The organism is Mesorhizobium sp. B2-4-13, assembly GCF_006658535.1.
Lineage (GTDB): Bacteria > Pseudomonadota > Alphaproteobacteria > Rhizobiales > Rhizobiaceae > Mesorhizobium > Mesorhizobium australicum.
This window is the reverse complement of sequence record NZ_VFVB01000002.1, coordinates 91,316-109,101: the sequence shown is the minus strand read 5'-3', so window position 1 is coordinate 109,101 and position 17,786 is coordinate 91,316. Positions and strand designations below refer to the sequence as shown.

The following is a 17,786-nucleotide window of genomic DNA, read 5'->3' as shown; positions in this document are numbered from 1 at the left end:
TTTCTGGTCATGCGACTGGAATGACCCACAACTTGAGGTCGGGCCGACTCTGCGAGTGTCTAAGCAAAATACTCCTGCAGCGGCCTGACCTCCAGGCTCCCTGCCTTCAGCGCCGCGATTGCCTCCGCCACCGCTGCGGCACCCGACAGCGTCGTGTAATACGGCACCTTCTGCATCAGCGTTGCCCGGCGCAGCGATTTGGAGTCCGACACCGCCTTCTGGCCATCCGTCGTGTTGAAGACGATCTGGACCTGGCGGTTGCGGATGGCGTCTTCGATGTGGGGGCGGCCTTCCAGGACCTTGTTGATCTTCTGGGCGTCGACGCCGTTTTCGGCGAGGAAGCGCTGCGTGCCCGAGGTGGCCAGCACCTTGAAGCCGAGGCCGGCGAGGCGCTTGACCGCCGGCAGGATGCCTTTCTTGTCCTCGTCGCGGACCGAGACGAACAGCGTGCCGGAGCGGGGCAGGTCGACGCCGGCGCCGAGCTGGCTCTTGGCGAAGGCCAGCGCGAAGTCGCGGTCGAGGCCCATGACCTCGCCGGTCGAGCGCATTTCGGGCCCAAGCAGAATGTCGACGCCGGGGAAGCGGGCGAAGGGGAAGACGGCTTCCTTGACCGCGATGTGGCCGGGGTTCCTGGGGTCGGGCATGGCGCCGTAATGGGCGAAGGCGTCTTCCAGCGTCTCGCCGGCCATGATGCGGGCGGCGATTTTGGCGATCGGACGGCCGATGGTCTTGGCGACGAAAGGCACGGTGCGCGACGCGCGCGGGTTGACCTCCAGCACATAGACCGTGCCGTCCTTGATCGCGTATTGCACGTTCATCAACCCGCCGACATTGAGCGCGCGGGCGAGCGCCGCCGTCTGCCGCTCCAGCTCGTCGACGAGGTCCGAGGGCAGCGAGTGAACGGGCAGCGAACAGGCACTGTCGCCCGAATGGATGCCGGCTTCCTCGATGTGTTCGAGAATGCCTGACACGAAGGTCGCCTTGCCGTCGCAGAGGCAGTCGACATCGACCTCGATGGCGCCGGAGAGATAGGTGTCGAACAAAAGCGGGTTCTTGCCCAGCAGCGTGTTGATCTGGCCGGTCTTGTCGTTGGGGTATTTCTGCTTGATGTCCTCCGGCACCAGGCCGGGCACGGTGTCGAGCAAATAGGACTGCAGCATGCCCTCGTCATGGATGATCTGCATGGCGCGGCCGCCCAGCACATAGGAGGGGCGCACCACCAGCGGGAAGCCGAGCTCGCCGGCGACGAGGCGGGCCTGCTCGACCGAATAGGCGATGCCGTTCTTCGGCTGGCTGAGGTTCAGCTTGTGCAGGAGTTTCTGGAAGCGATCGCGGTCTTCGGCGAGATCGATCATGTCGGGCGAGGTGCCGAGGATCGGAATGCCTGCCTTCTCCAGCGCGTCGGCCAGCTTCAGCGGCGTCTGGCCGCCGAACTGGACGATGACGCCGACCAGCTCGCCCGAGGCCTGCTCGGCGCGCAGGATCTCCAGCACGTCCTCCGCCGTCAGCGGCTCGAAATAGAGCCGGTCCGAGGTGTCGTAGTCGGTCGAGACCGTCTCGGGGTTGCAGTTGATCATGATCGCTTCATAGCCGGCATCGCGCAGCGCGAACGCCGCGTGGCAGCAGCAATAGTCGAACTCGATGCCCTGGCCGATGCGGTTCGGCCCGCCGCCAAGGATGACGACCTTCTTGCGCGCCGAGACCTGCGCCTCGTTGGCGAGCGCGCCGGCGAAGGGCACTTCGTAGGTCGAGTACATGTAGGCGGTGGGCGAGGCGAATTCGGCCGCGCAGGTGTCGATGCGCTTATAAACCGGATGAACGTCGAGCTTTTCGCGAGTCTTCTGAACGACTTCGGCGTCGGTCTTCGTCAGCGAGGCGAGGCGGGCGTCGGAGAAGCCCATCGCCTTCAGCATGCGCAGATTGACGGCGTCGCCCGGAATGCCGTGCTCGCGGATGCGGGCTTCCATGGCGACGATGCCGGCGATCTGTTCGAGAAACCAGGGGTCGATCTTGCACATGGCGTGCACGTCTTCGAGCGAGGTGCCCATGCGGATCGCCTGCGCCACCATGCGCAGCCGGTCGGGCGTCGGCGTGCCCAAGGCGGCGCGGATGGCGTTGCGGTCATCGGCACTGTTGGTCGCGCCGAGGCCGGGGATCTCGATCTCGTCCAGGCCGGTGAGGCCGGTTTCGAGACCGCGCAGCGCCTTCTGCAAAGACTCCTGGAAGGTGCGGCCGATGGCCATGACTTCGCCGACCGACTTCATGGCCGTGGTCAGCACCGGCTCGGCGCCGGGGAATTTTTCAAAGGCAAAGCGCGGGATCTTGGTCACGACATAGTCGATGCTCGGCTCGAACGAGGCGGGCGTGGCGCCGCCGGTGATGTCGTTCTCCAGCTCGTCCAGCGTGTAGCCGACGGCAAGCTTGGCGGCGATCTTGGCGATCGGGAAGCCGGTCGCCTTGGAGGCGAGCGCGGACGAGCGCGAGACGCGCGGGTTCATCTCGATGACGACGAGACGGCCATCGGCCGGGTTGACGGCGAACTGCACGTTGGAGCCGCCGGTCTCGACGCCGATCTCGCGCAGCACCGCGATCGAGGCGTTGCGCATCATCTGGTATTCCTTGTCGGTCAAGGTCAGCGCCGGGGCGACGGTGATGCTGTCGCCCGTATGCACGCCCATCGGGTCGATGTTCTCGATCGAGCAGACGATGATGCAATTGTCCGCTCTGTCGCGGACGACCTCCATCTCATACTCCTTCCAGCCCAGCACGCTTTCCTCGATCAGCACTTCGGTGGTCGGCGAGGCGTCGAGGCCGGACTGGACGATGTCGTAAAATTCGGCCCTGTTGTAGGCGATGCCGCCGCCGGTGCCGCCCATGGTGAAGGACGGGCGGATGATGGCCGGCAGTCCGACATGGTCGAGCGCCTGGGCGGCGATCGCCATGCCATGGCTGATATAGCGCTGCTTGCGGTCGCCTTCGCCGAGGTTCCAGCGGGTTTCCAGCGCATCGAGTTCGGCGTCGAGATTTTCCGGCTTCTCGGCCTTCAGCGCGGCGCGCTCGGCCTCATGCGTCTTGCGGTCGGCGTTCTTGACGTCGGTGGCGTTGGCCAGCATCGACTTCGGTGTTTCCAACCCGATCGTCTTCATCGCCTCGCGAAACAGCGCGCGGTCCTCGGCCTTGTCAATAGCATGCGCGTCGGCGCCGATCATCTCGACTTGATAGCGCTCCAGCACGCCCATGCGGCGCAGCGACAAAGCGGTGTTGAGCGCGGTCTGGCCGCCCATGGTCGGCAGCAGCGCGTCGGGCCGCTCCTTGGCGATGATCTTGGCGACGACTTCTGGGGTGATCGGCTCGATATAGGTGGCATCGGCCAGTTCCGGGTCGGTCATGATGGTGGCCGGGTTGGAATTGACCAGGATGACGCGAAAACCCTCTTCCTTCAGCGCCTTGCAGGCCTGGGTGCCGGAATAGTCGAATTCGCAGGCCTGGCCGATGACGATGGGGCCGGCCCCGATGATCAGGATCGACTTGATGTCGGTGCGTCTGGGCATGTCTATGAATTCCGTTCGGCAGCGGGCTTGCACAAAAAACCGGGACGGGAAGACCCGGCCGGTTGTGCTCGCGATTCTGGTATCAGGCTAGGAGGGCCTTATAGGGAAGAGTTTTGCCCGATGTAACCCCGAAAATGCGGGATTGGGCGGGGCTGCACAGGCTGGGCGCGCGCGTTTGGTTTGAATGGGTATCTTGCAGTGCGTTGGCGCTGCCCCTCACCTGCCTGCCGGCATCATCTCCCCGTATGGCGACGGGGAGAGGGGTGCTGCCGTCGCCGGTGTCGCCAATCACCGCTGTTGCAAGAAGAGCGCAAGGTTGCGGCCAGCATCTTTCTCCCCGTCATTATACGGAGAGAAATGCCCGGCAGGGCAATGAGGGCGGCGCAAACCCCAGCAATCAGGCAGCCACGGCAAAAGTCGCCGAACTCTAATCCCCCAGCACCAGCGTGTCCGTGATCTCGAACCGCTCCGACACGCCGATGCGGATCATGTTGAGTTTGCCTTCCCGGGTGAAGCGGAAGTCGCTGCCGGCGTCCGAGCTTGCCGGCAGGCCGGCAGCGAAGGAGATGACGCGGCTGCCGCCATCGGGCCAGGTCACGGTCACGTCGGCCTTGTCCGTGCCCTTGTGCGTCACGCTCGCCGCGCAAGGCGCCATGGGCTGTCCAACGTAGCGGGCGCAGGGAATTCGCAGGGCGCCATCGACGGCCGCCGTGGCCCCGGTTGGCTCTTCGGCCGCGGGTCCGTTTTCAGCCGCAGCCAGCGCCAGGCCATAGGCATCCTGCATGGCGATCTCCGCTGCGGATTTCGGCATGGCTTCGGGGCTGGCCGGTTGGTTCGCGTCACCCAGCCGAGCGGTCAGGTCGGGTGCATCGGGCGTCGCGGCGGCTTCGGTGGCCATGGCGGGCGTATCCGCGGCCTCGTCGGGCACGGTCGCCGGATTGACGGGAATGAGGTAGCGCGCGGGAGCCCAGCCGGTGGCTTTGGGATTGTCAGACTCGACCTTGCACCAGGGATGGCCGTCAATGTCGTTGCAGCCGAGGTTCCGTACGCTCGCACCGGCGGCCAGGCGGGCCTCGGTCTTGCCGATCGCCGACGGCTTGGCGCGCACATTGAGCAGGTCGTCGGGGGCGAGCCCGGTGACGACGGAGATGAAAGGACCTTCTTCCGCATGGGCCGGGACAACAGCCAGCCACGCCACCATCAGCAGCGGAACCGCAACCAGCGCATGCAAACCTGTTCGGAGCGTAACTGTGCGCCTCATCATCTGGCCGTGCGCCGATACTCGAAGTTTCATGCTGCGGCCATCTTGCCGCATGTCCGGCCGGTTTTATAAGGGACGATGCGCCGCCATGTAAGCCGGAAATTCAGTCTAATCATGGCGGCACACCGGCCCGCCGCCTCGTGGTGTACTCGACGGCGATCGCCTCGAGGCGATCCGGCTGGCCGGCGCCGCCCAAGGTGACGATGCCGTCGCGGGCTAAGCGCATTTTCGAGGGGGCTCCACAGGCTGGCGAAGGACTGGTCGAAAGGGCGACCCTGACAGGGACATGATTTCCTCCCGCTTCGCGAGGGAAAGGAAATGTGTCAGGCCGACACTTCGATGTCGTGGCCGCCGACGGCCGGCAGGGCGGCGTCGTCCGCGGCAGCCGCGATGACGCTGTCGAGCAGGCCGGGGAAGCGGGCGTCGAGATCGGCGCGGCGCAGCGTGATCATGCGGTTGGTGCCGACCACTTCGGCGCGGGTGACACCGGCCTCACGCAGTTTGGCGAGGTGGTAGCTCAGATTGGTCTTGGAGCCGAGATCGAGGAAGCGGCTGCAGTTCAGCGGCACGCCTTCCTTGCTGGCGAGATAGCGTACGATCGCAAGCCGCGTCGGGTCGCCGAGCACGCCGAGCACAATGGGCAGGCTGATCTGGTCCGTGTTAGGGTGTGGCAAGGTCATGGCTGGAACCTAAGCACAGTTCGGGCCGATTTCAACGCATCGATCCTGCCCGGTCCATACACACTGTTTCTCCACTTCATGGCCGTCCTGACACAGGGCTGTCAGCATGGTTATGCCATTTTTGCCTGGCTTCATTGACATGATGCCCTTTTATGTCCAATTGTTCAATAACTTTTGAACTAAGGACGCTTTCCCATGGACAAGAGAATTTTCTGGCTCGCGCTCGGATCGTTTGCGATCTCGACCGAAGGCTTCGTCATCTCCAGCCTCCTGCCCGATATCGCCAGGGATGCCGGCATCTCGGTGCCGCTCGCCGGCTCGCTGATCACCGCTTTCGCGCTCGCCTATGCCGTGGGCACACCGATCCTGGCGACGCTGACCGGCGAATGGGACCGGCGCCGCGTGATCCTGTGGACGCTGGTGTTCTTCGTCGTCGGCAATGTCGTCGCCGCCTTGAGCTCATCCTTCGAAGTGCTGCTCGTCGCACGCATCATCATGGCGCTGTCGTCGGGCCTGTTCGCGGCGACCGCGCAAGGCACGGCGGTGGCGCTGGTGGACGATCATCACCGCGCCCGTGCCATCGCCGTTGTCGTCGGCGGCACCACGGTGGCGGTCGCAGTCGGGGCGCCGCTTGGCGCGCTCGTCGCGGCCATCGCCGGCTGGCGCGGCACCTTCTATGCCATTGCCGGCCTTGGCGCGCTGTCCGGCGCCATCCTGTGGTACCGCCTGCCGCGCGGCATCATCGGCACCAGGCTGCCGCTGAAGCGCCGGCTGGCGGCCGCCATGCGTCCCGGCGTGATGCCGATCCTGGTGACGACATTGCTGGCGCTGGTCGGTGCCTTCACCGTCTTTGCCTATGTCGCGCCGCTTGCCATCGAAGGCGGCGGGCTGAGCGAGATCGCGCTGCCCGGCATGCTGCTCGCCTTCGGCCTCGGCGCCGTCATCGGCAACATTGCCGGCGGCCAGGCGGCCGACCGTTTCGGCGCCACGCGCACCGTCGGCTGGTCGCTGGCGTTGAGTGCGGCCATGCTGGTCATGCTGTCGGTCATCCCGACCTTCCTGCCGCAGCACATTGCCGGACCGGCACTGATGGCGATGATGGTGCCGTGGGGCATCGTCGGCTGGGCGTTCCCGCCGGCGCAGGCCAGCCGCATCATCAAGCTGGCGCCGGACGCCGCCCCAATCGTGCTGTCGCTCAACGGCTCGGCGCTCTATCTCGGCGTGGCGGTGGGCGCGGTGGTCGGTGGTGGCGTGCTGCGCTACGGCGCGCCCGCCGATCTCGGCCTGGTCGCGGCGGTGTTTCCGATCGTCGGGCTCGGCATCGTGCTGGCGGGGCGGGTGTTTGCCCGGGCCGTCACCATGCCGGCGGAATAAGGCCGGCTCCGAGGCTTGCATCCTTGTTTTTTCGCGGCCGCTTCTTCAGCTGGAAGGAGTGGCCGCGGGCAATTCCAACTTCAACGCAGCCACTTCATCGAGTGTGGCCCGCAGTTTCGCGGCCTGCTCCGCGCCGATCATGGCCTCGAACTGCCGCTGGGCGACGCTCCATAGCTTGATCGCCTCGTCGAGCTTGGCCTGTCCTGATGACGTCAGCCGTACGCGCTTGACGCGGCGATCGTCCTTGTCGGGGAAGGTTTCGACATAGCCGTCGCGGACCAGGGGCTTCAGCGTGTGGCCGAGCGCCGACAGATCCATGATCAGCGCCTCGGCAATGGCTCCCATCGCCGGCTCGCTGCCGACACTGATCTGGAACAGCAAGCCGAACTGCGTGCCCTTCAGGCCGGAAGGCGCCAGCGCGTCGTCGTAGAACCGGCCGAGCCTGCGTGCGGTGCGCCGCAAGGTGGCATTGTTGCAACGGCTAAATCCGTCAGCTTCACTCATGATCGCTCCTTGTGGAGCATCTCCGGCGAAACGCATCGCCTCCAATGCTCTCTCTTGTCACGCAATTCTGGGCGCAGAACCGCTGGGCACCTGCTGGAATTGTCTGGCAGGTGCGCCAGCCTGCCGCAGAAATAGTTTTCGCCGCCGCCGTTGACAAGATGGTGGCATATACCTACTTCACGAAAAGTGGCATATACCACTAATTCGAATAACAGCCTGGCCGGCGGATATTTATCCACCGGGGCCGAAGACAGCGAACACAAGGAACGTGACAATGAGCAAGAATGACAACAAGGGCACGGCGGTCGTCACCGGCGCTTCGTCGGGGATCGGCGCCGTCTATGCGGACCGTCTGGCGGGGCAGGGCTACGACCTGGTGCTGGTGGCGCGCCGTGCCGACCGGCTGCAGGCGCTGGCCGAGAAGTTGCGCCATGACCACGGCCGCAACGTGAGCGTGATCAGCGCCGATCTGTCCGACGACGGCGATGTGCGCCGTGTCGAGCAGTCGATATCAGCCGACGAAACCGTGACGCTGCTGGTCAACAATGCCGGCCTTGGCGGTCAGGCAGTGGTGGCAACCGCCGATGCCGACGCGGCCGAGCGCATGATCAAGGTCAATGTCGTGGCTCTGACCCGGCTGACGCGTGCCGTGCTGCCTGGGTTCCTGGCGCGCAACCGGGGCGGGATCGTCAACATCGCCTCGGTCCTGGCCTTCGACACCTCGTTCGGCGGCATCTACAGCGGCACCAAGGCCTATGTCGTCAACTTCACCGAAGCCCTGCATCGCGAGGTCGCGGGCACCGGAGTGACGGTGCAGGCGGTGCTGCCGGGCGCGACCCGGACCGATTTCTGGGAGCTTTCCGGCGGTGATATCGACCAGCTGCCGAAGGAGATCATCATGACCGCCGACGATATGGTCGACGCTGCCCTTGTCGGCCTGGCCAGGGGCGAGGCCGTCACCGTGCCGGCGCTTGCCGACACCGGGAAGCTGGACACATTCCTCGGCGCCCGCCAGGCCTTCTATGGCAGCCTGCATGCCGACAAGCCGGCCCCGCGCTACGCGGCTTAGGCTGACGTGGCGGCCGGCCGTCAGGCCGTCCGCCACATCGGGATGATCGAGGCGGCGAGCACCAGCGCCAGCACGATGTTGAGCGCGCGCCATTGCCACTCGGTTTTGAGCAGCCTGGCCAGCACCATGCCGGCGATGCACCAGACGGACAGCGAGATGGCAGCGGTGAGGCCAAAGGTCGAGCCGAGCAGCAGTGCGAGTTGTCCGGGTCCGTCGGCGAGGGCGGCGAACGAAGCCGCCGCGCCCAGGCCCATCGCCCAGCCCTTGGGATTCATCCACTGGATGCCGGCGCCGCCCAGGAAACTGTTGGGTTTGGCCATGGCGACATCGAGATTGGGCGGGCCGGCGCGGCCGATCTTGATTGCCAGCCAGACGAGGTAGAGCGAGCCGGCGATCTTCATGGCAAGCTGCAGCGACGGCATGGCAAGCAGCAGCCCGGCGAGCCCGGCGGCCGCCGCCCCCGTCACGGTCGCGAGACCGGCGGCGCTGCCGATCATCAAGGGAACCGAGCGGCGAAAGCCGAACTGCGCGCCCGAAGCGGTCGACAGTGTCGTGGCGATACCCGGCGTGGCGGTAGCCACGAAGGCAAACAGGATGAGCGGCAGGATCGGCTGGAGCATGGAGCGTCCTTTGTGGGAGGCTTCATGGTAGACTGAGCGTGACATCAGTAAATGCAATGTTTGCGATGATGATCATTAGCATTTATAATGCTGATGATGATCCGCAATCTCGATACCAGTCTCATGCGCACCTTCGTCACCGTCGCCGACAAGGCCAGCATGACGGCGGCGGCCAACGCGCTGCACCTGACTCAGGGCGCGGTCAGCCAGCAGGTCAAGCGGCTGGAAGACACGCTCGGCTGCGGGCTGTTCGAGCGCGACCGGCGCGGTCTGCGGCTGACCCATTCCGGCGAGCGGCTGTTCGACAAGGCAAGGCGCCTGCTCAGCCTCAATGACGAGATATGGACCGAGATGGTGGGGAGCGCTGTCGCCGGACAGGTGCGGCTCGGCGTTCCCTACGACCTTGTCGGCACCTTGCTGGCTCCCGTCCTGAAGGCCTATGCCGAGGCCTATCCGCAGGTCGAGATATCGCTGGTCTGCGCCTCCTCGCCGGAACTGGCGGCGGCACTGGCGGCCGGAACCATCGACCTCGCGGTAATCGAGGAGCGGGTCGGCCCGACCTCTGGCGAATGCCTGGCCATCGATCGGTTGGTCTGGGTCGGCGCAAGGGGTGGGGTGGCTCGCGCCAAGCGGCCATTGCCCGTCTCGATCGTTGCCGACACCTGCGCCTTCCGGCCGGTGGTGCTGGCGGCACTTAACGAGCATGGGCTGGAATGGCGCAGCGTGTTCGAGAACGGCAACATCGACGCGACGACCGCGACGGTGCGTTCCGACCTCGCCGTCACCACATGGCTCGCTGCCACCGTGCCAGCCGATCTCGACATATTGCCGTTCGACACCGGCCTGCCGCCGCTGCCGAATTTTGCCATCAACCTGCACCTGCCGAGGCATGGCGTGAGCACGGCGGCGCAGGAATTCGCACGGCATATACGTGATGGGCTGGCGCGGCGATCGCAGGCTGCTTGATGCCCGAATTTACTTCCAGTTCTTGCGCCGCTCGAGTTCGGCCTGGGATGGCTCGCCCGTGACAAAGGAGCCGACCTTGATTTCGCCCGCGCGCTCATAGGTCGCGATGATGACGCCGGTGGTCGAAGTCTGCGATTTGACAAGCTTGAAAGCGGCCGGCATCGCGGCCTCGCCGAACAGCCGCTTGCCCTTGCCCAGCAACAGCGGGAAGATCATCAGCCGGATCTCGTCGATCAGCCCGTTGGCGAGCAGGGTCTGAATGAGATCGCCAGACCCCTGGATGAGCAGGTCAGGTCCATCTTCCTGCTTGAGGCGACGCAAGGCCGTGATGATATCGGGCCCAAGCGCGTGCGTGTTCTGCCAGGTCAAAGTATCCGGCCGATGGGTCGCCACATACTTGGTCGCAGGGTTGAACGCATCCGCGATCGGATCTTTCTGGTAGGGCCAGTACGCGGCGAAGATGTCGTAGGTTCTGCGGCCGAGCAGCAGGGCGAAGGGTTTGGAGAACAATTCCTCCATTGCCGCGCCTCCCACCTCGTCAAAGTAGTGGAACGTCCAGCCGCCGAATTCGAAGCCGCCGACCGGATCCTCTTCCGGCCCGCCCGGCGCCTGCATGACGCCATCGAGGCTGACGAAGGTCGCGGCGATGATCTTTCTCATTGTGCTCTCCCTTGCTTGCGGCCACGCCATCGCGGCCGGACTTCAACCCAAGGACGGAGCAACCGCGCCCATCCCGACAAAGGCCGCGAGATTTGGTCCGCCCTCGATAGGTCAGCCGCGGACGCTCACGGCTTTCGACGAGAACCAGACATGCTCGAAGATCGCCGTGGCGGTGCGGTCCGGCTGCCTGTCCTCGACCAGCCAGATCGAGCGGCTGCGCGTGGCCTGCTCGCGTGTTGGGATCTTCGCCGCAAGATCCGCGAGCGAGGCGCCGAAGCATGGGATGAACCAGGCACGCATGAACGGATCGCAGGCAAAGCCCTTTTCGGTGCGGGTCACCAGCATCGCCAGCGGGACGCGCTCGGCGGGACGCCAGGGGAAGATCATGCGGCCGCCGGGGCGCAACGCTTTCAGCCATCCGGCGGGAGGGGCGACGACACCGGCATTGACATAGATGATGTCGGACGGCGGCAGCGGCGACGTCACGGCATCGCCATGGACAATGGTCGCATTGCCGTAGGTTTCGAGATTCTTGCGCGCCAACCCGGCCAGGTTTTCGTCGATCTCGAAGGCGGTGACGGTGCCGCATGGCGAAACCAGTCTGGCCAGCAAAGCCGTGTAGTAACCGCTGCCAGCGCCGATATGCGTGATGGCCTCACCAGGCTTTGGTGCGAGTTTTCCGATCCACATGGCGTGCAGAAAGGGCTCGCCATTGTTGATGCCCTTGTCGGTATCGAGCGCCACCAGAACGTTCTGGCAGATGTGGGCCGGATCGGCGCTTGGCGTGGTGACCGTGCCGTTGCCGGTGATGACCGTCCATGGGCCGGGGCCGAGGAAGGCCTCGCGCGGTACGCTGGCGAACACCTCTTCCAGGCGCGGGTCCGATGAGGCGGCGTTGACCGCCATCAGCCGCGCGTAGAATGTCCGGATGTCTTCGAGGTCGCTCATGGCATCGGGAAGATAGCGCGATCCGGCGGTTTGTCCCGTGATTAAACGGAACTTCAGCCAACCCCGAACATGGTGTCGTAGAGCAGCTTGAAATTGAGCACCAGGATGATTGCCGCGACCACCCAGGCCAGTGCGGCGACGCCGCGCGGGATGGCGAGATTGCCCATCTTCTTCTTGTCGGACACGAACTGCACCAGCGGGACGACCGCGAAAGGCAGCTGCATGGACAACACCACCTGGCTGAAGACCAGCAACTGGCCAGTGCCCTTCTCGCCATAGAGCGCGGTGACGACCACCACCGGTATGATGGCGAGGCCGCGGGTCAGCAGGCGCCGCGCCCAGTTGGGGATGCGCAGGCGCAGAAAACCTTCCATGATGATCTGGCCGGCGAGCGTCGCCGTCACCGTCGAATTCAGGCCCGACGCCAGCAGTGCCACGGCAAACAGGATCGAGGCGATGCCGAGGCCAAGCAGCGGCGACAGCAGCTTGAAAGCCTGGTCGATCTCGGCGACATCCTGGTGGCCGGTTTCGTGGAAGGCGACGGCCGCGACGATCAGGATGGCGGCGTTGACGAACAGCGCCAGCATCAGGGCGATGGTGGAGTCCGTCGTCGCCCATTTGATGGCATCGCGTTTTCCGGCCTCCGTGCGCTCATAGGCGCGGGTCTGCACGATCGAGGAATGCAGGTAGAGATTGTGCGGCATGACCGTTGCGCCGATGATGCCGATGGCGATGTAGAGCATCGCCGGATTGGTGACGATTTCGGAGGACGGCACGAACATCGAATGCAGGATCGTGCCGGCCGGCGGAGCGGCAACGAAGATCTGGATGGCAAAGCAGCTGAAGATGATGATCAGCAGCGCGACGACGAAGGCTTCGAGATAGCGGAACCCCTTGTTCATCAGGAGCAGAACCAGGAAAGCGTCGAGCGCGGTGAGCATGGCGCCGCCGATCAGCGGGATGCCGAACAAAAGCTGCAGCGCGATCGCGGTGCCGATCACCTCGGCGAGGTCGCAGGCGATGATGGCGAGTTCGCAGGCGATCCACAGCACGAGATTGACGGGGCGCGGATAGTAGGCGCGGCAGGCCTGGGCGAGGTCGCGGCCGGTGGCGATGCCAAGGCGCGCGGCCAGCGCCTGCAGCAGGATCGCCATCAGGTTGGACAGCATGATGATGAACAAAAGCGTGTAGCCGAACTGCGCGCCGCCGGCGAGGTCGGTCGCCCAGTTGCCCGGGTCCATGTAGCCGACCGAGACCATGTAGCCGGGACCCATGAAGGCGAACAAGCGGCGGAACCAGACGCCTGATGTCGGCACCGCGATGGAGGAGTTGACCTCGCGCAGGCTGGGCTGATCGTCTTCATCCCGTCTGGCGAACCGCCATGCGGACCGGGAGGTTGTGACGTCTGCTTCTGACATGAAAAGGCTTTCCGCGACTTCCGGAGGATGCCCTCAAGGTATGCCATGGCTCAACATTATGCAATAAGCTATATTTCATTGTCGGTGCTTTTTAGCGTGTCGCGCGATACGTGCGAGGGCGGCACCTCGGATACGCCGGTTGCGCCTCTCTTGGAATGCAAATAAACGGCCTGAAGAATCAGAGCCCGTGCTATAAAGCAGGGACGGCAAACTCCCGAGGAGGAGCGCGCATTGGCGCTGAAGAACAGACCGGTCCCGCGTGAGCCGTTGCTCGATGCCGATGTCCATTCGGAAGGGTTCCGGCAGACGCGCGAAGCGCGCCGCAGCGCGCTTGTCGAGGATTATGTCGAGCTGATCGCCGACCTGATCGAGGACGGCAACGAGGCGCGCCAGGTCGACATCGCCGCGCGTCTTGGCGTCGCCCAGCCGACGGTGGCCAAGATGTTGACGCGGCTCTGCGCCGACGGGCTGGTGTCGCGAAAACCCTATCGCGGCGTGTTCCTGACCGAAGCCGGCCGCAAGGTCGCAGAGGAAAGCCGCATCCGCCACCAGACGGTCGAGGCCTTTCTGCGCTCGCTCGGCGTCAGCGCCGAGACGGCGCGCATCGATGCCGAGGGCATCGAACACCATGTCAGCGCCGAGACGCTGGAAGCGTTCCGCAAGGCGATGACGGCGCGCTGAAGCGCTTCATTGCCGCGTTTTCGACCATGTTAGCCGCTGGAACCGCCGGCGCTTATACGCGTTCCCCTCTCATTGCGCGCCTATCGCGCGCCAGGGAGGAAGCAATGGGCATCGAGCAGGCACCGACCGCAAAAGGCAAGCAGGCAGCCACAGGATTGGAACAGGCGGCCGCCAGGGACGAGCGCAAGACCGAGGCCGAAACGGGACATCCGCTGAAGAAAGGCGCCGATCGTTTCGAGGAACGCTCGAAAAGCTCCGACGGCAAGAGCGCCGGCGCCAAGCAGAAAGAGTAAGCGGCAGCAGTTCTGGACCGATGCGGATGACCATCGAGTGGCGCCCGCCTGAACGCTTTGTCTTTCAGGGACATTCGATCGCCTGGGGCGTCATGGGAGAAGGACCGCCCGCCGTCGTTCTCCACGGCACGCCATTCTCCTCGGTCGAGTGGCGCCGCATCGCGCCGTGGCTGGCAAAGCAGCGACGCATCCACTATTTCGACATGCTTGGCTATGGCTGGTCGGACAAGCCGGACGGCGATGTGTCGCGCGGCATGCAGAACGAATTGTTCGCGGCGCTCTATGCCCACTGGAAGCTGGAACGGCCCGACGTGGTCGCGCATGATTTCGGCGGATCGACCGCTCTGCGCGGTCATCTGCTCAACGGTTTGGAGTTCCGCTCGCTGGTGCTGATCGATCCAGTGGCGATCAGCCCGCAAGGTTCGCCGCTGGTCCAGGCAGCCAGGCGGAACGAGAAGGTTTTTGCCGGGCTGCCCGCATATGTCCACGAAGCGATCTTGCGGGCCTACATCGATGGCGCGACGGACAATTCGTTGCGCACAGACGAGATGCAGGCCTATCTGCGTCCATGGCTTGGCGACGAGGGCCAGAAGGCGTTCTGGAGGCAAGTCGCGCAGATGGACGACAGGTACACGGAGGAGGTGGAGTGGCGTTATGGCGAGATTCGCTGTCCGGTCACCATCCTGTGGGGCGAAAATGACGATTGGATCCCGGTAAAGGACGGCAGGGAGCTGGCGCGGCGCATTCCCGGCGCGACGTTTCAGACAGTCCCCGGCGCCAAGCATCTCGTCCAGGAAGACGCGCCGGAGGCGGTCGCCGCCACCGTCCTCCAGTTCTGGCGGAGCCTGGAAGGCGGCTAGGGCGCTGGCAGTGTCTCAGTATGAAATTTGGTGGCGGACCCGCCCGTCTCGACCGGGGCCTCCAGCACATGACTGGCGCTCTTCCCCTGAGCTACGGGCCGCCAACCTGTTTATATCAAGCTACCCGCCTTTTGTAAGGGCCGCGATTGTCGACGTCGCGGGTGACGCCGAGCGCGGGGCCGAGCAAACGGCTGATCGACAGGCCGCCGCGCTCCAGCGCCTGCAACGTGGCCGGATCGGTGACGGCGACGCTGGCATCGAGCGTCACCGCGCCGGCATTCGCAGCCCGAGGCACGGCAACGCCACCAGCAGCGACAGGAAACCCCTGATCGTCCTCAAGCCTGGAACCCCCTCCCAATGCGGCGATGCGACAGGCCTTGCGCGCTCGCGGCCGGTGCGGTGAAGCGGCGCTGCCTGGCCACAAAAATGCTGTGACTTGGAGCAACCATTGCGATACTTGTTTGTTGGATTGAGCCGGCCCTGCCGGGGCAATGGGGAAGTTTGCAGCACGAGGAGTTACCATGCTCTGGAGAGGCCGTCGTCAGAGTGACAATATCGAGGACGACCGCAGCGATGGAGGCGGCGGCGGGATCGGTGGTGGCGGCGGCCAGTTCCGCATTCCGATCGGTGGCCGCGCCGGTGGCGGCGGTAGCATATTCCTCGTCATCCTGGTGGTGCTGGCAGGATGGTATTTCGGCTTTGATCCCTCAACGATCCTGGGCGGTGGCGACGGCGGCCTGCTGCCGGGCGGCGGTGGCCAGATATCGGACAACAGCGGCGGCCAGGACAGCGCCGCAACGCCAGCCAATGACGAGATGAAGCAGTTCGTGGCGACCGTGCTCGCCGAGACGGAAGACACCTGGACCGGCATCTTCAAGTCGCAAGGCCTGACCTACGAGGACCCGAAGCTGGTGCTGTTTTCCGGCCAGGTCCGCTCCGCCTGCGGCTTTGCCTCGGCGGCGGCGGGACCGTTCTATTGTCCGGGCGACCACAAGGTCTATCTCGACATGACCTTCTTCCAGCAGCTCGACCAGCAGTTCGGCGCTTCCGGCGAGTTCGCCCGCGCCTATGTCATCGCGCATGAGGTCGGCCACCACGTGCAGAACCTCACCGGCATCATGGGGAAGTTCAACCAGATGCGGCAAGGCATGAGCGAAGCCGATGCCAACCAGCTGTCGGTGCGCATCGAGTTGCAGGCCGACTGCTTCGCCGGCGTGTGGGCGCATTACACCGGGCAGAAGGGCATATTGGAGCAAGGCGACTTCGAAAGCGCGCTGAACGCGGCCAAGCAGATTGGCGACGATACGCTGCAGAAGAAGATGCAGGGCTATGTCGTGCCGGAAAGCTTCAACCACGGCACCTCGCAGCAGCGGCAGACCTGGCTGACACGCGGATACAAGAGCGGCAAGCTTTCGGACTGCAACACGATGAGCGGCCCGCTCTAAGCAGCCGTTTTCGGACATGGACCTGGCGGCCAACGCGCCGTCAGGGAGTGTCAGGATCAAAGCTTCCTGCCTGTTCCCGCACTGTTCCTTTCCGCGGGCTCGCCTATAAGGTGCGTCCGCCCGCGCCCCCTAGGCGGCCAGAGGAGCTTGACCCATCATGATCGACCCCAAAACCGCCAAGCGGGGCCTTGCGCTGGTTTTCACCACGCTGCTGCTCGATATCATCGGCTTCGGCATGATCATGCCGGTGCTGCCGGCCTTTCTCAGGGAATTGACCGGCGTCGGCATCAGCGAAGCGGCGATCGAGGGCGGCTGGCTGTTCTTCGTCTATGCGGCCATGCAGTTCTTCTTCGCGCCCATCATGGGCGGCCTGAGCGACCGATTCGGGCGGCGGCCGATCCTGCTCGCCTCGGTGTTGACCTTCTCCATCGACAATTTGATCTGTGCCATCGCCTGGTCCTATCCGATGCTTTTCATCGGCCGCGTCCTGGCCGGCATTTCGGGCGCCAGCTATTCGACGACGTCGGCCTTCATCGCCGATATTTCGAACGACGAGAACCGGGCGAAGAATTTCGGCCTGCTCGGCATCGCCTTCGGCGTCGGCTTCGTCATCGGGCCGGTGCTGGGCGGATTGCTCGGTACGTTCGGGCCGCGCGTGCCGTTCTTTTTCGCCGCCGGGCTCGCCTTCGTGAACTTCCTCATCGCAATGTTCTTCCTGCCCGAAACGCTCGATGAAAAGCACCGCCGCCGCTTCGAGTGGAAACGCGCCAACCCGGTCGGCACGCTTCTGCAGATGCGCCAATATCAGGGCATCGGCTGGATTGGGCTGGTCTTCTTCCTGATGACGCTCGGCCACATGATGTATCCGGCGGTGTGGTCGTTCGTCTCCAACTACCGCTACGGCTGGAGCGAGCAGCAGATCGGCTTCTCGCTCGGCGCTTTCGGCCTGTGCGGCGCCATCATCATGGGCACGGTGCTGCCGCGCGTCATCCCCAGGCTCGGCGAGTGGAGGACGGCGGTCATCGGCCTGACGTTCACCGCGGCCAGCGCCTTCGGCTATGCCTTCGCCTCGCAAGGCTGGATGGTCTACGCGGTGATCATCGTCGGCTGCCTGGAAGCGCTGGCCGATCCGCCGCTGAGAAGCCTCGCCGCAGCCAAGGTTCCCCCTTCGGCACAAGGCGAATTGCAAGGCGCGATGACCTCAATCTTCTCGATCACCTCGATCGTCACGCCGCTGCTCTATACCGCGATCTTTTCCTGGTTCACCGGCCCCAGCGCGCCCGTCACCTTCGGCGGCGCGCCCTATCTGGTCGGTGCATGCTTCCTGGTGCTGGCGGTCATCGTCTTCGTCACCAAGGTGGCTAGGCCGGCGACAGTCATGACTGTCACGAACGATGTCGTGGAAGATGGAGCCCAGCTATAAGCCGGAGGCAAGTGAGGGGTGGCGCGACGCGTC

17 protein-coding genes are annotated in these 17,786 nt (G+C 64.8%); 8 read left to right on the top strand and 9 right to left on the bottom strand.

The window, feature by feature from the left end:
* Positions 1-59 precede the first annotated feature (59 nt).
* The 3 genes from carB to FJ936_RS04595 all read right to left on the bottom strand — a co-directional run bounded on the left by carB (position 60) and on the right by FJ936_RS04595 (position 5,492).
* Complete coding sequence (gene carB / locus FJ936_RS04610; RefSeq protein WP_141906181.1) at positions 60-3,551, bottom strand: carbamoyl-phosphate synthase large subunit; 3,492 nt, start codon at positions 3,549-3,551, stop codon at positions 60-62.
* A gap of 427 nt (positions 3,552-3,978) precedes the next feature.
* On the bottom strand, positions 3,979-4,845 hold the full coding sequence (locus FJ936_RS04600; protein ID WP_246680414.1) for an SH3 domain-containing protein: 867 nt from the start codon (positions 4,843-4,845) through the stop codon (positions 3,979-3,981).
* A gap of 290 nt (positions 4,846-5,135) precedes the next feature.
* Positions 5,136-5,492 carry a helix-turn-helix transcriptional regulator gene (locus tag FJ936_RS04595; RefSeq protein WP_140617775.1) on the bottom strand — a complete coding sequence of 119 codons (357 nt, stop codon included), beginning with the start codon at positions 5,490-5,492 and terminating at the stop codon, positions 5,136-5,138.
* Between the two features lie 195 nt (positions 5,493-5,687).
* On the opposite strand from FJ936_RS04595, the gene FJ936_RS04590 reads away from it, so the two are divergent.
* Positions 5,688-6,866: an MFS transporter gene (locus tag FJ936_RS04590; protein ID WP_141906180.1), complete on the top strand. Its 1,179-nt coding sequence runs from the start codon at positions 5,688-5,690 to the stop codon at positions 6,864-6,866.
* Between the two features lie 45 nt (positions 6,867-6,911).
* On the opposite strand, the gene FJ936_RS04585 is transcribed toward FJ936_RS04590, so the two are convergent.
* The gene (locus tag FJ936_RS04585) at positions 6,912-7,370 is read right to left on the bottom strand and encodes a MarR family winged helix-turn-helix transcriptional regulator (protein WP_015316193.1); all 459 of its coding nucleotides are present in this window, start codon (positions 7,368-7,370) and stop codon (positions 6,912-6,914) included.
* A gap of 274 nt (positions 7,371-7,644) precedes the next feature.
* Here FJ936_RS04585 and FJ936_RS04580 point away from each other — a divergent pair, with 274 nt between their 5' ends.
* The gene (locus tag FJ936_RS04580; protein WP_141906179.1) at positions 7,645-8,439 is read left to right on the top strand and encodes an SDR family oxidoreductase; all 795 of its coding nucleotides are present in this window, start codon (positions 7,645-7,647) and stop codon (positions 8,437-8,439) included.
* 20 nt (positions 8,440-8,459) lie between these two features.
* Here the strand turns inward: FJ936_RS04580 and FJ936_RS04575 are convergent, their stop codons facing one another.
* Positions 8,460-9,059 (bottom strand): LysE family translocator, encoded by a 600-nt coding sequence (locus FJ936_RS04575; RefSeq protein WP_140789569.1) that lies wholly within the window; start codon positions 9,057-9,059, stop codon positions 8,460-8,462.
* A gap of 87 nt (positions 9,060-9,146) precedes the next feature.
* Between FJ936_RS04575 and FJ936_RS04570 the strand changes: the two genes are divergently transcribed.
* Entirely contained in the window at positions 9,147-10,025 is an 879-nt protein-coding gene (locus tag FJ936_RS04570; RefSeq protein WP_015316196.1) for a LysR substrate-binding domain-containing protein, read from the top strand.
* A 9-nt stretch (positions 10,026-10,034) separates the two neighbouring features.
* Here FJ936_RS04570 and FJ936_RS04565 read toward each other — a convergent pair whose 3' ends face one another.
* The 3 genes from FJ936_RS04565 to FJ936_RS04555 all read right to left on the bottom strand — a co-directional run bounded on the left by FJ936_RS04565 (position 10,035) and on the right by FJ936_RS04555 (position 13,051).
* Entirely contained in the window at positions 10,035-10,685 is a 651-nt protein-coding gene (locus tag FJ936_RS04565) for a dihydrofolate reductase family protein (RefSeq protein WP_015316197.1), read from the bottom strand.
* 111 nt (positions 10,686-10,796) lie between these two features.
* Positions 10,797-11,633, bottom strand: a complete 837-nt coding sequence (locus FJ936_RS04560; protein WP_141906178.1) for a protein-L-isoaspartate O-methyltransferase — start codon at positions 11,631-11,633, stop codon at positions 10,797-10,799.
* Between the two features lie 53 nt (positions 11,634-11,686).
* Positions 11,687-13,051, bottom strand: a complete 1,365-nt coding sequence (locus FJ936_RS04555) for an Nramp family divalent metal transporter (protein WP_140789565.1) — start codon at positions 13,049-13,051, stop codon at positions 11,687-11,689.
* Positions 13,052-13,282: 231 nt separating this feature from the next.
* Between FJ936_RS04555 and mntR the strand changes: the two genes are divergently transcribed.
* From mntR to FJ936_RS04540, 3 genes are all read left to right on the top strand, one after another.
* On the top strand, positions 13,283-13,732 hold the full coding sequence (gene mntR, locus FJ936_RS04550) for a manganese-binding transcriptional regulator MntR (protein ID WP_140761141.1): 450 nt from the start codon (positions 13,283-13,285) through the stop codon (positions 13,730-13,732).
* Positions 13,733-13,836: 104 nt separating this feature from the next.
* Positions 13,837-14,025 (top strand): hypothetical protein, encoded by a 189-nt coding sequence (locus tag FJ936_RS04545; protein ID WP_015316201.1) that lies wholly within the window; start codon positions 13,837-13,839, stop codon positions 14,023-14,025.
* 26 nt (positions 14,026-14,051) lie between these two features.
* The gene (locus tag FJ936_RS04540) at positions 14,052-14,885 is read left to right on the top strand and encodes an alpha/beta hydrolase (RefSeq protein WP_140789563.1); all 834 of its coding nucleotides are present in this window, start codon (positions 14,052-14,054) and stop codon (positions 14,883-14,885) included.
* Positions 14,886-15,000: 115 nt separating this feature from the next.
* Here the strand turns inward: FJ936_RS04540 and FJ936_RS04530 are convergent, their stop codons facing one another.
* Positions 15,001-15,180, bottom strand: coding sequence for a hypothetical protein (locus FJ936_RS04530; protein WP_140665021.1), 180 nt, complete (start codon positions 15,178-15,180; stop codon positions 15,001-15,003).
* A 226-nt stretch (positions 15,181-15,406) separates the two neighbouring features.
* On the opposite strand from FJ936_RS04530, the gene FJ936_RS04525 reads away from it, so the two are divergent.
* Both FJ936_RS04525 and FJ936_RS04520 read left to right on the top strand, forming a co-directional pair.
* Positions 15,407-16,330 carry a neutral zinc metallopeptidase gene (locus FJ936_RS04525; RefSeq protein ID WP_140721869.1) on the top strand — a complete coding sequence of 308 codons (924 nt, stop codon included), beginning with the start codon at positions 15,407-15,409 and terminating at the stop codon, positions 16,328-16,330.
* 157 nt (positions 16,331-16,487) lie between these two features.
* On the top strand, positions 16,488-17,753 hold the full coding sequence (locus FJ936_RS04520) for a TCR/Tet family MFS transporter (RefSeq protein ID WP_140789560.1): 1,266 nt from the start codon (positions 16,488-16,490) through the stop codon (positions 17,751-17,753).
* Positions 17,754-17,786: the final 33 nt, after the last annotated feature.

Bases quoted from the DNA above. Each gene is read 5' to 3' on its own strand.
- FJ936_RS04520 (WP_140789560.1), top strand. From the start codon at position 16,488: ATGATCGACCCCAAAACCGCCAAGCGGGGCCTTGCGCTGGTTTTCACC.
- FJ936_RS04570 (WP_015316196.1), top strand. From the start codon at position 9,147: ATGCTGATGATGATCCGCAATCTCGATACCAGTCTCATGCGCACCTTC.
- FJ936_RS04565 (WP_015316197.1), bottom strand. From the start codon at position 10,685: ATGAGAAAGATCATCGCCGCGACCTTCGTCAGCCTCGATGGCGTCATG.
- FJ936_RS04540 (WP_140789563.1), top strand. From the start codon at position 14,052: ATGACCATCGAGTGGCGCCCGCCTGAACGCTTTGTCTTTCAGGGACAT.
- FJ936_RS04595 (WP_140617775.1), bottom strand. From the start codon at position 5,492: ATGACCTTGCCACACCCTAACACGGACCAGATCAGCCTGCCCATTGTG.
- FJ936_RS04590 (WP_141906180.1), top strand. From the start codon at position 5,688: ATGGACAAGAGAATTTTCTGGCTCGCGCTCGGATCGTTTGCGATCTCG.
- FJ936_RS04545 (WP_015316201.1), top strand. From the start codon at position 13,837: ATGGGCATCGAGCAGGCACCGACCGCAAAAGGCAAGCAGGCAGCCACA.
- FJ936_RS04600 (WP_246680414.1), bottom strand. From the start codon at position 4,845: ATGAAACTTCGAGTATCGGCGCACGGCCAGATGATGAGGCGCACAGTT.
- FJ936_RS04555 (WP_140789565.1), bottom strand. From the start codon at position 13,051: ATGTCAGAAGCAGACGTCACAACCTCCCGGTCCGCATGGCGGTTCGCC.
- FJ936_RS04575 (WP_140789569.1), bottom strand. From the start codon at position 9,059: ATGCTCCAGCCGATCCTGCCGCTCATCCTGTTTGCCTTCGTGGCTACC.
- FJ936_RS04525 (WP_140721869.1), top strand. From the start codon at position 15,407: ATGCTCTGGAGAGGCCGTCGTCAGAGTGACAATATCGAGGACGACCGC.
- FJ936_RS04585 (WP_015316193.1), bottom strand. From the start codon at position 7,370: ATGAGTGAAGCTGACGGATTTAGCCGTTGCAACAATGCCACCTTGCGG.
- FJ936_RS04580 (WP_141906179.1), top strand. From the start codon at position 7,645: ATGAGCAAGAATGACAACAAGGGCACGGCGGTCGTCACCGGCGCTTCG.
- carB (WP_141906181.1), bottom strand. From the start codon at position 3,551: ATGCCCAGACGCACCGACATCAAGTCGATCCTGATCATCGGGGCCGGC.
- FJ936_RS04560 (WP_141906178.1), bottom strand. From the start codon at position 11,633: ATGAGCGACCTCGAAGACATCCGGACATTCTACGCGCGGCTGATGGCG.